The organism is Pseudonocardia sp. TRM90224 (assembly GCF_021245725.1).
Classification (GTDB): Bacteria; Actinomycetota; Actinomycetes; order Mycobacteriales; family Pseudonocardiaceae; genus Pseudonocardia.
The window spans coordinates 98,105-118,890 of sequence record NZ_JAJGSX010000030.1 but is presented as its reverse complement, the minus strand read 5'-3'; the positions used below and the strand labels follow the sequence as shown (position 1 = coordinate 118,890).

The 20,786-nt window shown below is 70.6% G+C and carries 18 protein-coding genes; 11 read left to right on the top strand and 7 right to left on the bottom strand.

Annotated elements, in window-relative coordinates; translation table 11 throughout:
* Positions 1–205: 205 nt before the first annotated feature.
* Complete coding sequence (locus LL648_RS31300) at positions 206–499, top strand: DUF222 domain-containing protein (RefSeq protein WP_374112136.1); 294 nt, start codon at positions 206–208, stop codon at positions 497–499.
* Positions 496–831, top strand: coding sequence for an HNH endonuclease (locus tag LL648_RS45850; protein ID WP_374112135.1), 336 nt, complete (start codon positions 496–498; stop codon positions 829–831). The genes LL648_RS31300 and LL648_RS45850 overlap by 4 nt, the downstream gene beginning before the upstream one ends.
* Here the strand turns inward: LL648_RS45850 and LL648_RS31295 are convergent.
* Positions 817–1,785 (bottom strand): Lrp/AsnC family transcriptional regulator, encoded by a 969-nt coding sequence (locus LL648_RS31295; RefSeq protein ID WP_232666385.1) that lies wholly within the window; start codon positions 1,783–1,785, stop codon positions 817–819. The genes LL648_RS45850 and LL648_RS31295 overlap by 15 nt on opposite strands.
* Positions 1,786–1,881: 96 nt before the next feature.
* Here LL648_RS31295 and LL648_RS31290 point away from each other — a divergent pair, with 96 nt between their 5' ends.
* Both LL648_RS31290 and LL648_RS31285 read left to right on the top strand, forming a co-directional pair.
* Positions 1,882–3,069, top strand: coding sequence for an MFS transporter (locus LL648_RS31290; protein WP_232666384.1), 1,188 nt, complete (start codon positions 1,882–1,884; stop codon positions 3,067–3,069).
* A gap of 84 nt (positions 3,070–3,153) precedes the next feature.
* Positions 3,154–3,744, top strand: coding sequence for an RDD family protein (locus LL648_RS31285; RefSeq protein ID WP_232666383.1), 591 nt, complete (start codon positions 3,154–3,156; stop codon positions 3,742–3,744).
* 37 nt (positions 3,745–3,781) lie between these two features.
* On the opposite strand, the gene LL648_RS31280 is transcribed toward LL648_RS31285, so the two are convergent.
* From LL648_RS31280 to LL648_RS31270, 3 genes are all read right to left on the bottom strand, one after another.
* Positions 3,782–5,449, bottom strand: a complete 1,668-nt coding sequence (locus LL648_RS31280; protein ID WP_232666382.1) for an amino acid permease — start codon at positions 5,447–5,449, stop codon at positions 3,782–3,784.
* An 89-nt stretch (positions 5,450–5,538) separates the two neighbouring features.
* On the bottom strand, positions 5,539–6,129 hold the full coding sequence (locus LL648_RS31275) for a tetratricopeptide repeat protein (protein ID WP_232666381.1): 591 nt from the start codon (positions 6,127–6,129) through the stop codon (positions 5,539–5,541).
* Between the two features lie 256 nt (positions 6,130–6,385).
* Positions 6,386–8,839, bottom strand: a complete 2,454-nt coding sequence (locus tag LL648_RS31270; protein ID WP_232666380.1) for a GcvT family protein — start codon at positions 8,837–8,839, stop codon at positions 6,386–6,388.
* A gap of 53 nt (positions 8,840–8,892) precedes the next feature.
* Between LL648_RS31270 and LL648_RS31265 the strand changes: the two genes are divergently transcribed.
* The 5 genes from LL648_RS31265 (at position 8,893) to LL648_RS31245 (ending at position 14,970) form a co-directional block, all read left to right on the top strand.
* On the top strand, positions 8,893–9,852 hold the full coding sequence (locus LL648_RS31265) for a choline kinase family protein (RefSeq protein ID WP_232666379.1): 960 nt from the start codon (positions 8,893–8,895) through the stop codon (positions 9,850–9,852).
* A 14-nt stretch (positions 9,853–9,866) separates the two neighbouring features.
* A complete protein-coding gene (locus LL648_RS31260; RefSeq protein ID WP_232666378.1) occupies positions 9,867–12,002 on the top strand; it encodes an amino acid permease in 2,136 nt (711 codons plus the stop codon).
* Positions 12,003–12,117: 115 nt separating this feature from the next.
* Complete coding sequence (locus LL648_RS31255; protein WP_232666377.1) at positions 12,118–13,482, top strand: glutamine synthetase family protein; 1,365 nt, start codon at positions 12,118–12,120, stop codon at positions 13,480–13,482.
* Entirely contained in the window at positions 13,463–14,206 is a 744-nt protein-coding gene (locus LL648_RS31250; RefSeq protein WP_232666376.1) for a gamma-glutamyl-gamma-aminobutyrate hydrolase family protein, read from the top strand. Before LL648_RS31255 ends, LL648_RS31250 begins: the two co-directional genes overlap by 20 nt.
* Positions 14,203–14,970: a 3-oxoacyl-ACP reductase gene (locus LL648_RS31245; protein WP_232666375.1), complete on the top strand. Its 768-nt coding sequence runs from the start codon at positions 14,203–14,205 to the stop codon at positions 14,968–14,970. The genes LL648_RS31250 and LL648_RS31245 overlap by 4 nt, the downstream gene beginning before the upstream one ends.
* 103 nt (positions 14,971–15,073) lie before the next feature.
* Here the strand turns inward: LL648_RS31245 and LL648_RS31240 are convergent, their stop codons facing one another.
* Entirely contained in the window at positions 15,074–17,320 is a 2,247-nt protein-coding gene (locus LL648_RS31240) for a HelD family protein (RefSeq protein ID WP_232666389.1), read from the bottom strand.
* 182 nt (positions 17,321–17,502) lie between these two features.
* Here LL648_RS31240 and LL648_RS31235 point away from each other — a divergent pair, with 182 nt between their 5' ends.
* Together LL648_RS31235 and LL648_RS31230 are read left to right on the top strand one after the other, a co-directional pair.
* Positions 17,503–18,291, top strand: coding sequence for an RNA polymerase sigma factor SigF (locus LL648_RS31235; protein WP_232666374.1), 789 nt, complete (start codon positions 17,503–17,505; stop codon positions 18,289–18,291).
* 166 nt (positions 18,292–18,457) lie between these two features.
* The gene (locus LL648_RS31230; RefSeq protein WP_232666373.1) at positions 18,458–19,216 is read left to right on the top strand and encodes an SAM-dependent methyltransferase; all 759 of its coding nucleotides are present in this window, start codon (positions 18,458–18,460) and stop codon (positions 19,214–19,216) included.
* A 179-nt stretch (positions 19,217–19,395) separates the two neighbouring features.
* Here LL648_RS31230 and LL648_RS31225 read toward each other — a convergent pair whose 3' ends face one another.
* Together LL648_RS31225 and LL648_RS31220 are read right to left on the bottom strand one after the other, a co-directional pair.
* Entirely contained in the window at positions 19,396–19,992 is a 597-nt protein-coding gene (locus tag LL648_RS31225; RefSeq protein WP_232666372.1) for a TetR/AcrR family transcriptional regulator, read from the bottom strand.
* Positions 19,993–20,003: 11 nt separating this feature from the next.
* Positions 20,004–20,699: a hypothetical protein gene (locus tag LL648_RS31220; RefSeq protein WP_232666371.1), complete on the bottom strand. Its 696-nt coding sequence runs from the start codon at positions 20,697–20,699 to the stop codon at positions 20,004–20,006.
* Positions 20,700–20,786: the final 87 nt, after the last annotated feature.

The following is a 20,786-nucleotide window of genomic DNA, read 5'->3' as shown; positions in this document are numbered from 1 at the left end:
TTCCCGACCGCCATGTCGATCACAGCGGTCGATCTTGGTCCACCCGCGGCTTACACCGTTCGCGTGACACGCCCTCGTCCGGTCGTTCGACCAGGACGGACCCGAACCCGACGACGGACCAGAGTCCGAGGTCAACGAACTGACCATCACCCGCCACCCCGACCGACCCGGCGGGACCATCAAGGGCCGGTTCGACAACCCCACCTTGTTCGCCACCATCGCCACGTTGATCGACGCGAAGTCGAAGCCAGCTACCGCGGATGACCAACGCAGCACCGGGCAACGCCAAGCCGAGGCGTTGGCCGATGTTTGTGGCTACGTCCTCGACCACGGCAACGTCCCCCGCGCCGGCGGGCACCGTCCGCACCTCAACGTGCACATCCCACTCACCGAGCTCGAAACCAGGGTCCGTACCGCTGTCCTCGACTTCGGTGGCGCCATCGCCACCAGGGATCTGCGGCTACTCGCCTCAACGCCGCAGTCATCCCCATCGTCATGAACGGCGACAGCCAACCCCTCGACATCGGCCGCGCAAACCACGTCATTCCCGACGGAATGCGACGAGCCGTCGCCGCCCGTGACCGCGGATGCGCTCGTTGTGGCCGCCCGGCGAGTTGGTGCGACATCCACCATATTGTCGAATGGCAGAACGGCGGTCCCACCGAGATCAACAACTTGGTGATGCTGTGCAAAATGCATCACCGGGAAATCCATGTCACGGAATGGATCGTCCGCATAGTTGATGGGCTGCCCGAATTCATTCCGCCGAGATGGGTCGATCCAGACCAAATACCACGACGGCAACCGCTCCACTCGCTATCGCCGCGGTGAGGCGAGCGGGTTCGGGCTGGTCGCTTTCAGCGTGCGCATCACCGGTGCCGTTTCCACCGTCCGGATCGCCTCCACCCCGCCCAGGCGGCGGGTCAGGTAGGTGTGCAGCGCGGGCGGGTCGACGCAGATGGCTTGCGCGAGCAGGTTGGTGGGGCCGGTGGTGGCGGCGACCACGGCGAGCTCCTGGTGGGTGGCCAGCTCGGTCGCGACCTCGTCGAGGTGCGCCGGAGCCACCGTCATCCAGAGCAGCGCCATCGTGCTGGCGCCGAGCATCGCCGGCTCCACATCGACGTCGTAGAACAGCGCGCCCGACGCTTCGAGCTCCAGCAACCGGCGCGCGACGGTCGCCGGGGTCCAGCCGGTCGCGACAGCCAGATCCGCCGTGCTCGTCCGGCCGTCCCGCAACAACGCGGCAAGCAGGGCAGCGTCACTGTCCCGCGGGCCGCGAGCCCCGTCGAACGGCCGGCCGGGCCGTTCGAGCAGCTCACGCTGCCGGACGTCGAGGACGTCGGTGCGGCCGCGCCACGACGTCGGTCCACCGAGGTACGTGTGCAACATCAGGTGCGCCGAGACGGCAGTGATACCGGCCGTCCTCGGGATGTCGTGCAGCAACAACGTGTGCCCGTCGCCCGTGGCGGCGCTGACGATCGCAAAGATCTCCGTGCCGCCCGACGTCAGCTTCACCCAGGCCGTGTCCGGGCGGCGGGCCAGTGCCGCGCCGAGCTCACCGGCGACGTGCGGCGCCGCAGTCACCCGCACCATCCACTGCTGCACACCACGGTGCCGCGCCTCGACCAGCCCGACCACCCGCAGCCCCGCGCTGCCGCGCAACTGCCGGTACCGGCGGGCGACCGTCTGCGTCGACACCCCCAACGCGGCGCCGATCTGCGTGAACGTGGCCCGCCCGTTGATCTGCAACGCCTGGACGAGGCCGCGGTCGATGTCGTCGAGCACGTGCAAATCATGCACTTGCTGCCGGCTGCATGGAAGAAGTCGGCGGTCCTCGGCGTGCAGCTGGAATCCCGCTCGCCGCGCGTCGACGCTCGGCGCATGACAGAAGTTGTCCTCACCCAACACCGGTGGCGATGGTTGTCGCTCACCGCGCTGCTCATCGCCGAAGCGATGAACCTGCTCGACGCAACGATCGTGCAGGTCGCCGGGCCCACGATGCACGCCGACCTCGGCGGCCCGGTCGCGAGCATCCCCTGGTTCACTGCCGCCTACACGCTGCCGTTCGCGGTGTTGCTGATCGCCGGCGGCCGGCTCGGCGACATCGCCGGACGCCGCCGCGTGTTCCGGATCGGGACCACGACGTTCCTGCTCACGTCCCTGGCCTGCGCGCTTGCACCGTCGGTGCCCGCCCTGATCACGTTCCGGGCGTTGCAGGGCGCCGCCGCCGCGGTGATCATCCCGCAGACGATCGGGCTGATCACCGCGATGTTCAGCAGCGACGGCGAACGAGCGAAGGCGCTCGGCACGATCGGGCCGGTCATGGGACTCGCCGCAGTGTGCGGCCCGGTGCTCGGCGGCGTGCTCACCCACGCCGACCTGCTCGGCTCGTCGTGGCGCGCGGTGTTCCTCGTCAACGTCCCGCTGGCTCTCGCGGTGCTGGCACTCGCACCGCTGATGAAGGAGGACCGCGCTCCGCAGCGACCACGCGGGCTGATCGAGATGAGCCTCTTCACCCGGCGCTCCTTCCCGGCGGCGCTCGTCACGTCGGCGCTGTTCTTCGCCGCGACATCCGGCCTGACGCTCGTCGTCGTGCTGCACATGCAGCTTTCACTCGGCGTCGACGTGCTGGCCGCGGGGCTCACGCTGCTGCCGTGGTCGGTCGGCATGGGCGCGGCCTCGTTGCTGAGCGGCGGTCGCTTCGTGCCCCGCTACGGACCGCGGGTCATGACGGCCGGACTCGTGCTGCTGATCGCCGGCGTGCTCGCAGGTGTGGTCGCGCTCGCGACGGCGTCGGTTGCCGGGCTGCTCGCCGCGCTCGGCGTCGTCGGGGTCGGCGCCGGCGTGTTCACCCCGGCGTTCTTCACCTCGGCACTCAGCGCCGTCGCGCCCCAGGAGGTGGGGTCGGCCGCCGGCCTGCTCAACGCTGTGCAGCAGTTCGGCGCAACGCTCGGCGTCGCCGTCCTCGGTGGGATCCAGCTCGGCGCCGGCTCATCGGCGGCGTTCTGGGCGGCGGCCGCGCTGCTGGCAGCCTGCGCGTTCACCACACGGTCGGTGATACAGCGGTGAAACGCCTGTGCGACGGCGCGGCGGAACGCTCACGACATCGCGCCACGGAGCCGCGGGCGTGCGAACCGTCATCGGAGGCCCCACATGTCCATGCCACCCCCGTGGCCCACGCCGGGACAGCCCGGGAACCACCACCCCGGCTTTCCGCAGCCGGGTCAGGTGCCACCGCTGGCGGAGTGGTGGGAACGGCTGGTCGCCCGCATCATCGACAGCGCGATCTTCCTCGTGGTGAACGCGATCATCTCGGCGATCGTCTTCGCCGTGTTCGGGTTGCTGTTCGCGACGGCCGGCTTCGGGTTCTACAGCACGTTCTCGCTGGTCACGTTGATCTCGTGGCTGCTCATCGGGCTGGTCTGCGGCGGCTACGACTTCTTCATGCACGCCCGGTTCGGGCAGACGCTCGGCAAGATGGCGCTGAACCTGCGCATCACGACGATCGACGGCCGCCCGCTCTCGCAACAGACGCTCCTGCGCAGGGCGGCGCTCTATCCCGGCTCGTTCGCGGTCGTCGGGCTGCTCGCCGGCTTCAGCTGGTCGGCCGCGACCCTCGGGATCCTCCTCGTGATCGGCTGGAGCATCGCCGACGGCGTCACGGTCCTCACCGACGAGCGCACCCGCCAGGCACTGCACGACCGCTTCGCCGGCACCGTCGTCGTGAAGACGCCGCCCCGCTGACCCTTACATCAGAGGGCCCAAGATCAGAGGCCCAAGATCAGAGGCGCAGCCCCTGGCCCTGACGGCGCTGCGGGAGCGGCTGGGGTGCGCTGCCGTAGGCACCGACACCCTGGCCGACTCCCGCCATCGGTCCGCCGAACTGGGCCGGGGCCGACATGTCGACACCACCGAGCGGCGCGCGGGACACGGCGGCGATGCCCTCGGGCACCGGGCCGGTGAACCAGTTCTTCGCCGAGAGGAAGTACCAGCCGCCGAACAGGAGCAGCGCGCCGAACACGGTCAGCGGCGCGTAGTTCACGACGTTCCAGTCGAACTCGGAGTTGAACGGGACGCCCTTCGGCGAGATCGGCATCAGGAACAGGATGCACATCAGGCCGATCCAGCCGACCGACAGGTATCCGATCCACCGGTAGTGCGGCCCGAGGCTCCAGGCGCCGCGCTCGAAGTTGTCGCCGGCCCGCAGCCGCAGGATGATCGGGATCGCGAAGGCGATGTTCAGACCGATGACCGCGATCGACGTACCGACGCCGTAGCCGACCGCGCCGTTGGCGAGGGTCGGGACCATCAGCGCCCACGCGACGACGCAGATGGCGATGACCGAGTTGGCCGGCACCCGGTTGCCGTTCACCCGGCGCCATAGCCGCGATCCGGGGACCGCGTTGTCACGCGAGAACGCGAACATCATCCGCGACGCCGAGGTGATCGACGCCGTGCCGCAGAAGAACTGCGCGACGACCGCGATGAACAGCAGGAAGATCGCCCAGCTGTCGTTCATCGCATTGCGCCAGATGAAGACGACGGCCTGCTGGCCCGCCGCCTTCGTGCCTTCGACGTCGGTGGCGGCGAACGTGATCGCGACCAGCAGGACGAAGCCGAACACGACCGACAGGCCGACCGCGTAGACCATCCCCCACGCGGTGCTCCGCGACGCCGCCCGGGTCTCCTCGCTCATGTGCGCCGAGGCGTCGAACCCGGTGATCGTGTACTGCGCCATCAGCAGCCCGAGCCCGAAGACGAACCAGAACGCACCGTCGCTGAAGCCGGAGTTGTTGATCGTCTCGCTGAACACGAACGTCGCCGACTGGTGTTCGCGCGGCACGACGAGCAGCACCACGAGCAGCAGGGCGACACCGGTCATGTGCCACCACGCCGAGATGGTGTTCAGCTTCGCGAGCAGGTTGATGTTCAGCAGGTTGAGGCCGAGGTGGATCGCCATCAGCACCGAGAACGTGATGAAGATCGTCGTGGTGTCGTTCTCGACGGCCCCGTTGGTGAGTAGGTTGAGCAGCGCCGTGGTGAACACGGCCGCGCCGTACTCGATGGCCGCCGTCACCGCGATCTGGCCGAGCAGGTTGAACCACCCGGTGAACCAGCCCCACGCCGGACCACCGAGCCGCGACGCCCAGAAGTACAGCGCGCCGGCGGTGGGCATCGAGGAGGCGATCTCGCCCATGGACATGGCGACGAGCACGCTGAACGCGCCGACCAGCAACCAGCCCCACGTCGCGGCGATCGGGCCGCCGTTGTTGAAGGCCGTGGCGTACGAGGTCAGGCAGCCCGCGAGCACCGAGATGATGGTGAAGGAGATCGCGAAGTTCGAGAACCCGCCGAACTCGCGATACAGCACCTGCGCATAGCCGAGGCGCTGCAGGAGCGCCTCGTCGCTTTGCGCGATGTCATAGGCATTCCGTTCTGGGGCAGGCATACGTCACCTTCGGGTCGGGGAGATCCGGGCCGTCGCCGTGGCCCGATGGGGAGCGGTGCGGGGAGCAGCGGGAGTCATCGATTCGTGCCTCAGCGACGGATCAAGCCGATGTTGCGCCCTGCGTCGATCAGGGCGAGCGTGTGGGAGTGCCTGGGGCCGTGCGCCTCTTCCGCGTCGTTGATCGCGACGGTGAGGAGCGTGAAGGCGGATTCGAGCGCGCCGGCGGCCGCGCGGGCGACCGCGAGACCCATGCGTGAGGTGAGCGTGTCGGGGTGCGCGGGGCCGAGCGTCCTGGTGCGCTGCACCGTGACCCGCCCGGAGAGCACGACGGCGTCGTCGACGTTGCCGGCGAGCCGGTGCGCCACCGCCAGCGCGTCGATCGCGGTGAGGGTGCGCGTGTCCTCCTCGCCGAGCACGCGGATGCGGTCGTTCACGTTCGCGACCATGAGGTTGATGCCCTCACGCCGGCGACCCGAGACGACGCACGCGACTGCGAGGTTGCCCGCAACGGTGAGCGTTGCGGGGTGGTCGGGACCCAGCATCGCCCTGCAGTCGGTGAGGACCGCGACGAAGAGCGGGATGGCTTCCTTGTGGCGATCCGCGGCGCAGAGCGCAGCGGCATCGGCGTTGCGCGATGCGAGCTCGCGGACGTCGTCCGATGGTGCACGCGCGTCGGACATCGCCTGACCTTCGTTCCGTGACCACCGATCCATACCTGTCCCCCGACCAGCCCTTTCAGCGGGATGCGCTCCGTGACGAGGTGCTGAGCCGAAGTGGATCCTACTACCCGCTTCGGCCCAATGCGGCTCAGCCGAAGCACCGTAAGAGTAACCCGTCGTCACGGGCGACCCCCGATCGGGGGACACGGGCGTTGTCGCTGGTCACACCGCTCAGAAAGTGATCTACGACGGTTTCAGAGAAGTAAAGGGCTCGCTTTCATGCCTTGATTCGCTCCGCCTTCGGGTCGTAAAGCGGCAAACGGGTGACTTCCGCGTCGATCCACGAGCCATCGACCGCAACGGCGACCCGCGTACCCATGTCCCACGAACCCGCCGGGAGATATGCGTAGGCGATCGAACGGTCGACCGTGTAGCCGTACCCGCCCGACGTGACCTGACCGACCACCCGCTCACCCACCCGCACCGGCTCCCCGCCGAGCGCGACCGCACGCGGGTCGTCCAGCACGAGGCAGCGCAGCCTCCGGCCGACCCCTTCCGCGCGGGCGGAGAGCAGCGCGGTCCTGCCGACGAACTGCCCGTCGGAGCGGACGGCGAAGGCCAGCCCGGCCTCGTCCGGGGTCGTCTCGGGACCGATGTCGGCCCCCCAGACGCGGTAGCCCTTCTCCAGGCGGAGGCTCTCGATCGCGCGGTAGCCGCACGGCTGCGCACCGGTGGCGACGAGCGTCCGCCACAGCGCCGCGCCGTACTCGGTCGAGCAGTACAGCTCCCAGCCCAGCTCGCCGACGAACGTCACCCGCAACGCCCTGACCGGCACGTCCCCGACCGTGATCGCGCGCATCGACGGGTACGGGAACGCGGCGTTGTCCAGCTCCGCGGGGGTCAGCGGGGCGAGCAGCTCGCGCGCTTGCGGCCCCCAGAGCCCGAAGCACGCCCACGCACCGGTCACGTCGGCGATCCGGACCGACGAGCCGGTGAGCCGCGCCTGCCTGCGCAGCCATCCGATGTCGTGCTGACCGAACGCGGTTCCGGTGATGACGCTGAACTCGTCGGCCGCGACGCGCGTGACCGTCACGTCCATCTCGATGCCGCCGCGGTCGTTGAGCGCCTGGGTGTAGACGACGGCCCCGGGTGGCCGGTCCAGATCGCCCGCAAAGACGTGGGCGCAGAACGCTGCGGCGTCCGGCCCGGTGATCTCGATCTTCGAGAACGAGCTCTCGTCGAAGATGCCGGCCCGCTCGCGCACGGCGGTGTGCTCGGCCTCGACGCACGGCGACCAGTGCCGGGCGGCCCACCCGCGCGGGCGCAGCTCCTCCCCCGCCGCGCCGACCGTCGAATAGTGGTTGACCCGCTCCCAGCCCGACTTCTCGCCGAAGTGCGCGCCGTTGGCGGCGTGCCACGGATAGGCGGGCGAGGTCCGCAGCGGGCGCCCGGCCAGGCGTTCCGCGGCCGGGTAGCGGATGTCGTAGTAGCTCTCGTAGTTCTCGACGGTCCGCGCGAGCGTGTAGCCCGGCGAGCGGTAGTGCCGGCCGAAGCGGCGCACGTCCATGTGCCACAGGTCCATGCCCGGGTCGCCGTCGAGGATCCACGCGGCCATGACGTTGCCGATGCCGCCGGCGCCCGCGATGCCGTGCGCGCAGAAGCCCGCGGCCACGAAGAACCCGGCGACCTCGGTCTCGCCGAGGCAGAACTCGTTGTCGGGGGTGAACGCCTCCGGGCCGTTGATCATCGAAGCGACCCCGGTCTCGGCCAGCACCGGCACCCTGACCTGCGAGTTCTCCACGATCTCGGCGAACCGGTCCCAGTCGGGCGCCAGCAGCTTGCCGTTGAAGTCGGCCGGGACGGCGTCGTAGGCGTTGCTGCCGGCCGTCCACGCCTGCGACTGCCGCTCGTACCCGCCCATCACCAGCCCGTCGATCTCCTGGCGGTAGTAGACGAGCAGGTCGGGGTCGCGCAGCGACGGCAGCGGCCGAGCCGGCAGCGATCCCGCCGGCAGCGGCGCCGTGACGACGTACTGGTGCGACATCGGGACCACCGGGATCCGCACGTCGACCATCCGCGCGATCTCCGCGGCGAACATCCCTCCGCAATCGACGACGATCTCGCACTCGACGTCGCCCTTGTCGGTGCGCACCCTCGTGACCCGGCGGCCCTGCGGCCCCGCGGCCGTGTCGATGGCCGTGACCCGCGTGCGTTGCGCGACGGTCACACCGGCCGCCCTGGCCAGCGCGGCGAGCGCGTAACAGAGCCGCGCCGGGTCGACGTGCCCGTCGGTGGGTGTGTAGGCGGCGCCGAGCACGCCGTCGGTGCTCATCAAAGGGAAGAGCTCACGCGCCTCCTCTGCCGAGATCAGCTCCAGCGGGAGACCGGCCCGCTGCGCCCAACCGTGCTGCCGGCGGATCTCCTCGAGCCGCGCGGGCGAGGACGCGAGGCGCAGCGAGCCTGATTCCACCCATCCCGGAGCGTGTTCGCCCGCGGCCTCGAGCTTGCGGTAGAGGTCAGCCGAATGGACGTTCATGCGGGTGAGCGCGGGGTCGGATCGGAGCTGCCCGACCAACCCTGCAGAATGGAACGTCGAGCCGCTCGTCAGCTCGGAACGCTCGAGGAGCAGGACGTCGGTCTCGCCGCGTTCGGCGAGGTGGTGGGCGACACTGGCACCGCCGACGCCACCTCCAATGATCACGATTCGGGCACGGTCGGGCAGCTGGTCCACGTCAGCGACCCTACGGTCTAGACCGTTGGTGGTGCGAGCCCTACCATCCACCGGTGCCGTCACGGACCGCTACCCTCGACCCCTCGATCGAGGCATTGCTCGACTCCATACCCTGCACGTCACGGCGGCCGCGCACGGTCGAGGACCTCTCGGGCGGACTGACCAACCGCAACCTCAAGGTGACCAATGAGGACGGCACCTGCGTCGTCCGCATCCCGGCGGTCCTCGGCAAGCCCGGCAGTACCGAAGGCACCGGAGGCACCGGTGCCGGGCTGCTCGGGATCAACCGCGAGCACGAGTACCGCAACTCGCAGGCCGCCGAGGCGGCCGGGGTCGGCGCGCCGGTGCTGCACTACCGGGAGCACTACGGGCTGACCGTGGGGTTCCTGCCCGGCAGGGCGCTCACCGACGAGGACCTGCACGACCCCGCGGTGCTGGAGCGGGTCGCGGCGGCGTGCCGGGTGCTGCACGCCGGCCCGCGGTTCGTCAACGAATTCGACATGTTCGAGGTCCAGGCCGGATACCGCCGCATCGTCGCCGAGCACGGTTTCCGACTGCCCCCGCGCTACGACGAGTTCGCCCCCCTCGTCGAACGCATCAAGGAGGCGCTCGGCCCACGCACCACCGTCCCGTGCAACAACGATCTGCTCGCCGGCAACCTGATCGACGACGGCACGCAGGTGCGGATCATCGACTACGAGTACTCCGGCAACAACGATCCCTGTTTCGAGCTGGGCAACATCTGGAGCGAGGCGACGCTGCCGTTGCCCCTGCTCGACGTGCTCGTCACCGCGTACTTCGGCCGGCCCCGACCGGCCCAGGTGGCACGAGCACGGCTGTTCGGCCTCATGTCGAAGTACGGCTGGATGCTGTGGGCATCGATCCAGGACGGGTCCAGTCCGCTGGACTTCGACTTCTGGGAATGGGGAATGGAAAAGTACGACCGCGCTGTCGCGGAGTTCGACGGACCCGACCTCGAGCGGCTGCTCGCGGTGGCCCGGCAACCAGAATGAACTCAGGAGAAGGAATGGCCGAAACCGGCACCACCGCGAAACCCGATAGCGACGAGGCGATCCTGCATCGCCTCGGCTACGCCCAAGTGCTGTACCGGGAGATGGGCGGGTTCTCGAACTTCGCCATCTCCTTCACGATCATCTCGATCCTCGCCGGCTGCCTCACCTCCTACTACCTCGCGTGGAACTACGGCGGTCCCATCGCCGTCACGTGGGGCTGGCTGCTCGTCGGCGTGTTCTGCGTGCTCGTCGCGATGGCGATGGGTGAGATCGCCTCGGCGATGCCCACCGCGGGCGCGCTGTACTTCTGGGCCTCCAAGCTCGGCGGCCCGGCGTGGGGTTGGTTCACCGGCTGGTTCAACCTGGTCGGGCAGATCGCGGTGACGGCGGCGATCGACTACGGCGCCGCCCTGTTCACCACCGCCCTGCTGAATCTGCTGTTCCCGACGCTGGTCAGCCCGGCATCGGACTATCCGACGGTGTTCGCGACCTTCACGGTCATCGTCATCCTCCACATCGCGCTGAACCTGGCGAACGTCAACCTGCTCGCCAAGCTGAACACGATCTCCGCGTGGTGGCACATGATCGGTGTCGCGATCATCGTCGTGATCCTGTTCGCTGTGCCGGACTCGCACCAGTCGGCCGGGTTCGTGTTCGGCGAGTGGATCAACAACTCCGGGTTCGCCGATGGTGCGGTCATCTACATCTTCGGGCTCGGGCTGTTGATGGCGCAGTACACCGTCACCGGGTACGACGCGTCGGCACACATGAGCGAGGAGACCCGCCAGGCCTCCCGCACCGCTGCCATCGGCATGGTCATGGCCGTCGTCGCTTCAGTTGTCTTCGGCTTCATCCTGCTCGTCGCGGTCACGTTCGCGGTGCAGGACGTGGACGCCGTCTCGGCTGCGGGCGGACTCGCCCCCATCGTGATCTTCACCGGCGCGCTCGGCGAGGACGTGACCAAGCTCGTGCTGCTCATCGTGTGCGTCGCGCAGTTCTTCTGCGGCACCGCGTCGCTCACCTCGGCGTCGCGCATGCTCTTCGCGTTCTCCCGCGACCGGGCGGTGCCGTTCTCGGGGATCTGGCGCAAGGTCGCGGTCAACCGCGTGCCGGTGAACGCCGTGATCGTGATCGCCGTCATCGCGTGGGCACTGATGCTCCCGACCCTGCTCAACGGCGTGGTCGGGTACGCCGTCGGCACCTCGATCGCGGTCATCGGGCTCTACATCGCGTTCGGCCTGCCGATCCTGCTGCGCATCAAGGCGGGCGACAAGTTCCAGAAGGGTGCCTGGACGCTCGGCAACCACTACAAGTGGATCTCCACGATCTCGGTGGTCTGGATCGGGATCATCTGCATCCTGTTCCTCCTGCCGATCTCGCCGAAGGGCATCCCCGGCGCCGAGGACTTCAGCTGGGAGTCGGTCAACTACGCGCCGATCACGGTGCTCGGCGCGCTGATCCTGTTCGGCGGCTGGTTCTTCCTGTCGGCCAAGCACTGGTTCAAGGGTCCGGTCCGCGAGTTCGAGACCGAGGAGCAGCTGGAGGCGATCGAGCACCTCGAGACCGTCCCGGCGGCACCGAAGACCGAGGTCGCGGCCGTGGCCGTGGGTGCGACGACGACAGCAGCGGTGACCGCGCCCCTCGCGGCCACCGAGGCACCTGCCGAGGACGCAACGGTCGAGGTCACGAAGGTCGACGACGCAACGGCGGAGGACGCAACGGCAGAGGACGCCACCGTCGTGGAGACCCCGGCCGAGGACGCCATCACCGAGGTGAAGGCCGACGAGGACGCCACCGCGGTTGTGGACACCTCCGCGGATGACACTGCGGTCGTCGACGCCGAGCCCGAGGCGGCCGAGGCCCCGACGACCGAGGACGCGACGACCGAGGACGCCACCCCGGAGACCGTTTCCGAGGACAAGGCGGAGGACAAGGCCGACGAGAAGGCCGACGCCGAGCCGGTCGCGGACGCGGTGGCCGAGCCGGCCGCCGAGCCCGTTGTTGCCGAGCCCGTCGTTGCCGCGGACGAGCCGGCCGAGGAGCCGGCGAAGGATGCGGAGGCCCCGGCCGAGGAGCCCGAGGTCAAGCCGGAGAGCAACGGCAAGGCACCGGGCGGCGACACGGCGAAGGTCGACACCGACGCCAAGTAACAGCCCGGGTAGCAGTTCTGCAGCACGACGCACGTCCCCGAAGCGGACGCCGGTTCCACGGCGTCCGCTTCGGCGCGCGAGGATCAGGGTCAGAACCGGAGCGATGGAGGATCGTATGAAGGCGCAGCGCGGGATGCTCGAACTCGAACAGCTGCGCGTGCACGTGGACGACGGGAGCGTCGACACGGTGCTGCTGGCGTTCACCGACATGCAGGGCCGGTTGCAGGGCAAGCGCTGCGACGCCCGGTACTTCCTGAACGAGGTCGTCCCGCACGCGGCGGAGGCCTGCAACTACCTGCTCGCCGTCGACGTCGACATGAACACCGTCGACGGGTACGCGATGTCGAGCTGGGAACGCGGCTACGGCGACTTCGTGCTGAAGCCGGACATGTCGACGCTGCGGATGATCCCGTGGCACGAGGCGACCGCGCTGGTGCTGTGCGACATCGAGTGGGCCGACGGTTCGCCGGTGCCGCCGTCGCCGCGGCAGGTGCTGCGCGGGCAGCTGGAGCGGCTCGCGAAGCTGGGGCTCGTCGCCGATGTCGGCACGGAGCTCGAGTTCATGCTGTTCAACGACTCGTTCGACGCGGCGTGGCAGCAGAACTACCACGGGCTGCGGCCGGCGAACCTGTACAACGTCGACTACTCGATGATGGGCACCGCCCGCGTCGAGCCGCTGCTGCGACGCATCCGCAACGGCATGACCGGGGCCGGCATGGTCGTGGAGTCGGCGAAGGGCGAGTGCAACTACGGGCAGCACGAGATCGCGTTCCGCTACTCGGACGCGCTCACGACCTGCGACAACCACACGATCTACAAGACGGGCGCCAAGGAGATCGCCGACCAGGCGGGCACGGCGCTCACGTTCATGGCGAAGTACGACGAGCGGGAGGGCAACTCCTGCCACATCCACATCTCGCTGCGCTCCCCCGAGAAGGGCGCGGTGTTCGCGGGTGACGGCGAGCACGGCTTTTCGCCATTGTTCGAGCATTTCGTCGCCGGGCAGCAGGCATGTCTGCGCGAGCTGACGTACTTCTTCGCGCCGAACATCAACTCCTACAAGCGCTACGCCGAGGGCAGCTTCGCGCCGACGGCGGTGGCGTGGGGGCTGGACAACCGGACGTGCTCGCTGCGGGTCGTCGGGCACGGCCCGTCGCTGCGGGTGGAGAACCGCGTGCCCGGCGGGGACATGAACCCGTACCTCGGGGTGGCCGCGCTGATCGCCGCGGGCCTGCACGGCATCGAGAACGAGCTGCCGCTGCAGCCGCAGTTCGTCGGCAACGCCTACGGCTCGGACGCACCGAGGGTGCCCTCGACGCTGCGCGAGGCGGCGGAGCTGTTCACCACGTCGACGGTGGCGGAGAACGCGTTCGGGAAGGACGTCGTCGAGCACTACGCGAACGCGGCCCGGATCGAGCTGGCCGCGTTCGAGTCGACCGTCACGGACTGGGAGCGGCGGCGTGGCTTCGAACGCCTCTGATTCGACAGGCTCTGAACGGAACCGGCCCCTGGTCGGGGTCACCGCCTACGGCGAACGCACCCGCTACGGGGTGTGGGAGCACGAGGCGGTGCTCCTGCCCACGACGTACCCGGACATGGTCATCGACGGCGGCGGGGTGCCGGTGCTGCTCCCGCCGCGGCTGGAGTCGGCCGACGCGGTCGACCGGCTCGACGCGGTGGTGCTCGCCGGCGGCCCGGACGTCGAGCCGGCCCGGTACGGCGCCGAGCCGCACCCGCTCACCGGCGCACCGCGCCAGCTGCGTGACGCCGCCGAGACCGCGGTGCTGCAGCGCGCGCTGGAGCTGGGCATCCCGGTGCTCGCGGTCTGCAGGGGCGCGCAGCTGCTCAACGTGGCGCTCGGCGGCACGCTCGTGCAGCACGTCCCGGACGTCGTCGGGCACACCGGCCACAACCCGGAGCCGGGCGTCTTCGGCACGACGAAGGTGACGCTGGACACCGCCACCACGATCGGTGACGTGCTCGGGGCGAGCGTCGTCGCACAATGCCACCACCACCAGTCCATCGACCGGCTCGGCGACGGGCTGGCCGTCACCGGCTGGGCCGACGACGGCACGTTCGAGGCGGTGCAGCTCACCGCCGCGGGCCAGTGGGCGCTCGGCGTGCAGTGGCACCCCGAGCAGGACGATCCGCGGCTGTTCACCGCCCTGGTGACGGCCGCACGAGAACGACAGGAGAAGGCGTGACCCAGCGGTACGACGGCCGGACGGCCGTGATCACCGGCGGCGGCAGCGGGATCGGGCTCGCCGCGGCGCGCCGGCTCGCGTCCGAGGGCGCGAAGGTGGTGATCGCCGACATCGACCCCGACGCGGGCACGGCGGCGGCCAAGGAGGTCGACGGGCTGTTCGTGCGTACCGACGTCACGTCGGAGTTGGAGGTCGACGCGCTGTTCGACGCGGCCGCGAACGAGTACGGCTCCGTCGACGTCGCGTTCAACAACGCCGGCATCTCCCCGCCGGAGGACGACTCGATCCTCGACACCGGCATCGACGTGTGGCGTCGCGTGCAGGAGGTCAACCTGACCTCGGTGTACTACTGCTGCCGCTCGGCGATCCGGCACATGCAGCGCCAGGGCAAGGGCTCGATCATCAATACCGCGTCGTTCGTGGCCGTGATGGGCGCCGCGACCTCGCAGATCTCCTACACCGCCTCCAAGGGCGGGGTGCTGGCGATGTCGCGCGAGCTGGGCGTCCAGTTCGCCCGCGAGGGCATCCGGGTCAACGCGCTCTGCCCCGGCCCCGTGGACACCCCGCTGTTGCAGGAGCTCTTCGCGGCCGACGCCGAGCGGGCGCAGCGCCGCATGGTGCACATCCCGATGGGCCGGTTCGCGAAGCCGGAGGAGATCGCGGCGGCCGTCGCGTTCCTGGGCAGCGACGACGCCAGCTTCATCACGGCGTCGACGTTCCTCGTGGATGGCGGGATCTCGGGGGCGTACACCACGCCGCTCTGACCGCTCCGACCGCTTACCGGGGCGCGTTCCCGGGGGCAGGAAAGCCACTCTCAGGCCCTGTGAGGGCAGGAAAGTGGCTTTCCTGCCCTCACCCAGCAGCCAGCTACCCGCCCAGCCGGTGCAGCATCGCCGGCAGCGGCTTGGCGTGCACCACCGCGAGGCGTTGGGTGGCGCGCGTGAGCGCGACGTACAGGTCGTTGGCGCCGCGCGGGCTCTCGGCGAGCACCTCCGCGGGTTCGACGAGCACGACGGCGTCGAACTCGAGGCCCTTCGCGGCCGTGATCGGCAGCACCACGACGGGTGCTTCCAGGTCGACGTCCGGCGCCGGCCCGCCGTCCACCACCCGCTCGGTGACCAGACGTTCCCGCAGCTCGGCGATCCGGGCCGACGGCGCGAGGACGACCGTGCGGCCGTCGCCGACCGCGCCCGCCTCCTCCGCGACGACCTTCGCGACGGCGTCGTCCAGCTCACCGGCGGCCACGCCGACCGCCCGCGGCGGCACGCCGGTGCCGCGGACCGAACGCGGCGCGGTGAGCCCCGGCTCGATCACCGCGAGCACGTCGTCGGCGATGTCGGCGATCTCGGACGGCGTGCGGTAGTTGACGGTCAGCTGTTCGAGCCGCCACCGGTTCGCCACGTACGGGCCGAGCACGTCGTTCCACGACGACGCCCCGGCCAGGTCGCCGGTCTGCGCGATGTCGCCGACGACCGTCATCGACCGGCTGGGGCAGCGGCGCATCACCAGCCGCCACGCCATCGGCGAGAGCTCCTGCGCCTCGTCGACGATCACGTGCCCGTAGGTCCACTCGCGGTCGGCGGCGGCCCGGTCGGCCGTCGACTCGTAGCGGCGCACAGCCTGCCGCTCCGCGAGCCGGTCGGCGTCGACGACGTCGCCGGCGCGCAGCAGCTCGGGGTCGAGATCCTCTTCGAGGTCGAGCACGTCCAGCACGCCCTGCGCGTAGCTGACCTCCTCGCGCAGCGCCGCGGCCTCGCGCGCGGCCTGCTCGGAGCCGTCGTCGCCGAGCAGCTCGGCCGCTTCGTCCAGCAGCGGGACGTCGGCGGGCGACCAGTACTCCCCCGCGTCCGAACCCGCGACGAAAGCGGGACGGCGCAGCAGCTCGCGGTCGCCGGCCGGCAGCCGTCGGGCGACGGAGTTGAGCCGACTCGCGTCGGAGAACAGGTCCGACAGCAGCTGCTCGGCCGAGAGCGTCGGCCACAGCAGGTCGAGCTCCCGGGTGAGCTCGCGGCTCTCGGTGAGCTCCTCGCGGATGTCGCCGAGGTCGCCGGCGTCGAGCAGGCCGCGCCCGCCGAGCCCGCGGGCGACCTGGTCGGCGAGCAGCCGTACGGCCTCCTTCTGGAAGATCCGCTTGGCCTGGTTGTGCGGCTTGCGCGAGCGGCGGGCCCGCGTGCGCGCGGAGTTGACGAGGTCGCGGTCGAGCCGCACCTCCTGCTGCTCCACGACCAGCCGGATCGGGCGGCGCGGCACCTGCTGCCGGTCGCGCACCGCGGCGGCGATCACCGACGACATGTCGGCGCGGCCCTTGACCTCCGCGACGGCGACGGGCTCGACCCGCCGCGCGTCCAGGTTCGGGTGCAGTTGCCCGACGGTGCCCAGCACGACGCTCGTCTCGCCCAGCGACGGCAGGACCTGCCCGATGTAGCGCAGGAACGTCGGGTTCGGGCCGATCACCAGCACACCGCGGCGGGCGAGCCGGTCGCGGTGGGTGTAGAGCAGGTACGCGGCCCGGTGCAGCGCGACGGCCGTCTTGCCGGTGCCCGGCCCGCCCTGCACCACCAGCACACCGGACGGCTTCGAGCGGATGATCCGGTCCTGCTCGCCCTGGATGGTCGCGACGATGTCGGCCATGCGGCCGGTGCGGCTCGCGCCGACCGCGGCGAGCAGGGCCGCCTCGCTGGTCAGGCCGCTGGCCTGCTCGGTGGCACCGGCGGCGGCGATGTCGAGCACCTCGTCGTCGATCGCGACGACCTCACGCCGCTTCGTGCGCAGGTGCCGGCGGCGGCGGATGCCCTCGGGGGAAGCGGCGGTGGCGGTGTAGAACGGCTGCGCGGCGGGCGCGCGCCAGTCCATCAGCAGCGGCTCGTAGTCGTTGTCCTCGTCGAGCAGCCCGAGCCGGCCGATGTAGCGGCGCTCACCGTCGTCGGTGTCGAGCCGGCCGAACGCCAGCCCGTTCTCGGCGGCGCGAAGCGTCGCGAGCCGATCGGAGTACATCGCCGCGGCCACCTCACGCTCGGTGAGCGCCTGCGGGGTCCCGACGGTCTCGTCGTGCAGCACCCCGTGCAGCCTGCGGGCGGTCTCGGCACGGCGGGCATCGAGGCGACCGTAGAGCATGCCGACGTAGCGGCGCTCGTGGTCGATTCCATCCTCGGCCTCTTCGGTACGCACTGAGGACGTGCTGTTCGACACCGGTAGATCACCTTCACGCGTACGGGTTGCGGAGAAACGACTCATGAACGTACCAGCGGGAGTGTTTCCCTTCGCGCGGTAGCGGGTAGGGGATCTGAGTGCAGACCGTGCCGGATACCCTGAATGGGGACGACCCCGGCGGCGGATCCCGCTACGACCACCTCGCCCCGCTCCTCACCGAGCTGGCGGCGCTCCCTCCCGACAGCCCCCGCCGCGCGGTCCTGCGCACGAAGCTGATCACCGGCTACCTGCCGATCGTGCACCACATCGCCCGCCGGTACGCGGGCCGCGGCGAGCCGTCCGACGACCTCGAACAGGCCGGGACGCTGGGCCTGCTCGGCGCCGTCGACCGGTTCGAGCCCGGCCGCGGCTCCGACTTCCTCTCCTTCGCGGTACCGACGATCACCGGGGAGATCCGCCGCCACTTCCGCGACCGCACCTGGTCGATGCGGGTGCCGCGGCGGCTCAAGGACCTGCAGGCGGCCATCGCGGCGACCGTCGGACCACTCGCGCAGGAGCTCGGCAGGGCGCCGCGGCCCAGCGAGATCGCCGTGCGCATGGGACTCACGACCGAGGAGGTCGTCGACGGGCTCGACGCCCAGAACGCCTACCGCAACACCTCGCTCGACGAGATCGTCTCCGGCGCCGACACCCCGCTCGCCGACAGCCTCGGGCAGGCCGACGACGAGCTGGACAAGGTCGAGTACCGGCACACGCTCGGCCCGCTGCTCGACGAGCTGCCGCCGCGGGAACGGCGGATCCTGCTGCTGCGGTTCTTCGGCAACCTCACCCAGACCCAGATCGCCGACCAGGTCGGCATCTCCCAGATGCACGTCTCGCGCCTGCTCGCCTCGACGCTCGCGAAGCTCCGCCGCCGGATGCTGGACGACGAGTAGCGCGAAGGCACCCAACCCGGGGGACACCCACCCCGGGGGTTGCCTGGAAAGCCACTTTCCCGGCGCCTCGTGCTGGGAAAGTGGCTTTCCAGGCACCGTGTGCGGGACGCACGCGTCTTGCGAATCCTGGTTGCCGTCCGTTGCTCGATCTTGTGGGGTGTGGCTCATGCATCCGGCATTGGCGCGGCTCGCCCGTCCCGAGTACCCGCGGTCGTCCACCTACGACCCGGAGTGGCTGACCGCCTCCGACATGGGGCCGAACCCGTTGTGGCTGCTGGAGGACCTCGCGAAGGACCTCGACCTGCGCCCGGGGATGCGGGTGCTCGACCTCGGCTCCGGCAAGGGCGCGACCTCGGTGTTCCTGGCGCGTGAGTTCGGCGTGCAGGTGTGGGCCGCCGACCTGTGGGTGTCGCCGGAGGACGTGCTGCCGACGCTGGAGCGGTTCGACGTGACCTCGTCCGTCACGCCGATCAAGGCGGAGGCGCACGCGCTGCCGTTCGCCACCGGGTTCTTCGACGTGATCGTCTGCATCGACGCCTTCGAGTACTTCGGCACGGCCGACACCTACCTGCCCTACCTCGTGCGGTTCCTCCGTCCGGAGGGGCAGCTCGCGATCGCGACGCCCGCCTTGCGACGGGACCCGCGTGAGCTGGGCGGGATCCCCGCGCACATCCGCGAGTGCGTCCGGTGGGAGGCGCTGTCGTGGCACCCGGCCGACTGGTGGCGCTTCCACTGGGAGACGACCGAGCTGGTCACCGTGACGGCCGCGCGCATGCAGGAGTCCGGCTGGCAGGACTGGTTGACCTGGGCCGAGGTCGGCGACGCACTCCGCGGTGAGTCCGACGGCCTGAGCGTGACGATGCTGCGCGCCGACGCCGGGGAGCTGCTCACGTTCGCGCTCGTCACGGCCCGGAAGGTCGGGTAGCTAGTGCCCCGTCACGAAAGGTTCACCACGGAACTCGGGCGCCCAGTCGCCCGCTGGCGGCGTTGCCGCCCTTGCAAAGACGCCCGGTCTGAGCTGCGGGCGGCGCCTTGCCAGCAGACGACTGGATCACCCGATTCCCGCGCCAACCTTCCGTGACGGGGCACTAGCCGGTCACCCAGTCACTCGGGCTCGCCCAGCACCATCGTCAGCAGCGAGCCGATCAGCTCCCTCGCCGCCGCCTCGTCCAGCGCGTCGCCCGGCACGGTGAGCTGGTCGAAGAGGAGGCCGCGCAGCAGCCGCGACAGCAGGTGCACCTGCTCCGGGGTCGCCGGCACGCCGGCGCCGTCGAGCACCACCTGCGCGGTCCGCATCGCCGCCGCGTAGATGTCTTCCAGGCTCTGCCGCAGCTGCGGCCACCGCTTGCCCTCGAGGAACAGCTCGATGCGGGCGAGGTTGCGGGCGCGGGCCCGCGGGTCGGTAGAGACGAGCAGCTGGGCGAGCATCGCGGCCACGCCCGCCCGGCCCGCCGGGGGCGACGGCGACTCCTTCAGCGCCTCCTGCACCAGGGCGACGTGCTCCCAATGCAGCTCCGCCATCCGTAGCGTCGCTGCCTCCAGCAGGGCCAGCCGGGTGCGGTAGAAGTTCGACGTCGTGCCGGCGGGCAGGCCCGCGGCCGTGTCGACGACCCGGTGGGTGAGCCCGCCGGCCCCGGACAACGCGAGCACCTCGAGCGCCGTATCGGCGATGAGGACTCGACGTCCCGGGTTGGCTGCCATGGACAGCCACGCTACCGGTGATCGTCCCGGACGTCGGCGAGCGCCTTGCGCAGCAGCTCCTCCACGGCCGCAGGGTCGGCGTCGATCCGCCGGCACGGCACCGTGACGCGCGGCTCCCCCAGGTGCCGCCGCAGACGACGGCGCAGCGCCGAGGTTGCGGGGCGCTCCGACCGCAGGAGCAGCTCCAGGGTCGCACCCGACCGTCTGACCTGCGTGATCTCTCCCCACGGCACGACCGCCGGCGGTCCGGCACCGAGCAGCGTGGCGGCCGCGGCGTCGAGCCGGAGCTCGCCTGGGCGACGCACGCGCCGAGCCGTCGCCGCGCCGGCAACAGCGAGCACCCCACCCGCGAGCACGACCAGGGCGGCGACGACGGGCGCGGCGCGTTGCAGCGCGGCACCCGTAGCCAGCAACGCGATCCCGATCGCCACCGCGGCCAGCGCCGACAAGGCGGCGTGCGTGCCCGAGAACCGGATCCGCACCGTGCCAGCTGGGACGTCCGGATCCTCGTCCGGCTCGCGGGGCACCACGGCGGGCCGCCGCCGCAACGCCCGCCCCCCGAGCGCCAGCCCGCCCACGGCCAGCGCCACCAGCGCCGTCGTCGCACGCGGGTCGCCCAGCGGGTTGACCGCAACGCCCGCGCCGACGGCCCCGACGACGATCACCGCCGCCACCACACCGGCGACCCGCCCCACCCGCGTACCCACCGCGCGACGGTAGCGCCAGACTTCCCCACCGTTTTGCCAACCCGCACACCCCGGAGGCCGTGCAGGTTGGCAAAACGGTGGGCAAGT

What these genes read in the sequence shown, in the direction of transcription:
- LL648_RS31275 (WP_232666381.1), bottom strand. Translation starts at nt 6,129, where the DNA reads ATGTCCGACGCGCGTGCACCATCGGACGACGTCCGCGAGCTCGCATCG.
- LL648_RS45850 (WP_374112135.1), top strand. Translation starts at nt 496, where the DNA reads ATGAACGGCGACAGCCAACCCCTCGACATCGGCCGCGCAAACCACGTC.
- LL648_RS31255 (WP_232666377.1), top strand. Translation starts at nt 12,118, where the DNA reads ATGAAGGCGCAGCGCGGGATGCTCGAACTCGAACAGCTGCGCGTGCAC.
- LL648_RS31260 (WP_232666378.1), top strand. Translation starts at nt 9,867, where the DNA reads ATGGCCGAAACCGGCACCACCGCGAAACCCGATAGCGACGAGGCGATC.
- LL648_RS31285 (WP_232666383.1), top strand. Translation starts at nt 3,154, where the DNA reads ATGTCCATGCCACCCCCGTGGCCCACGCCGGGACAGCCCGGGAACCAC.
- LL648_RS31290 (WP_232666384.1), top strand. Translation starts at nt 1,882, where the DNA reads ATGACAGAAGTTGTCCTCACCCAACACCGGTGGCGATGGTTGTCGCTC.
- LL648_RS31240 (WP_232666389.1), bottom strand. Translation starts at nt 17,320, where the DNA reads ATGCTCTACGGTCGCCTCGATGCCCGCCGTGCCGAGACCGCCCGCAGG.
- LL648_RS31225 (WP_232666372.1), bottom strand. Translation starts at nt 19,992, where the DNA reads ATGGCAGCCAACCCGGGACGTCGAGTCCTCATCGCCGATACGGCGCTC.
- LL648_RS31230 (WP_232666373.1), top strand. Translation starts at nt 18,458, where the DNA reads ATGCATCCGGCATTGGCGCGGCTCGCCCGTCCCGAGTACCCGCGGTCG.
- LL648_RS31280 (WP_232666382.1), bottom strand. Translation starts at nt 5,449, where the DNA reads ATGCCTGCCCCAGAACGGAATGCCTATGACATCGCGCAAAGCGACGAG.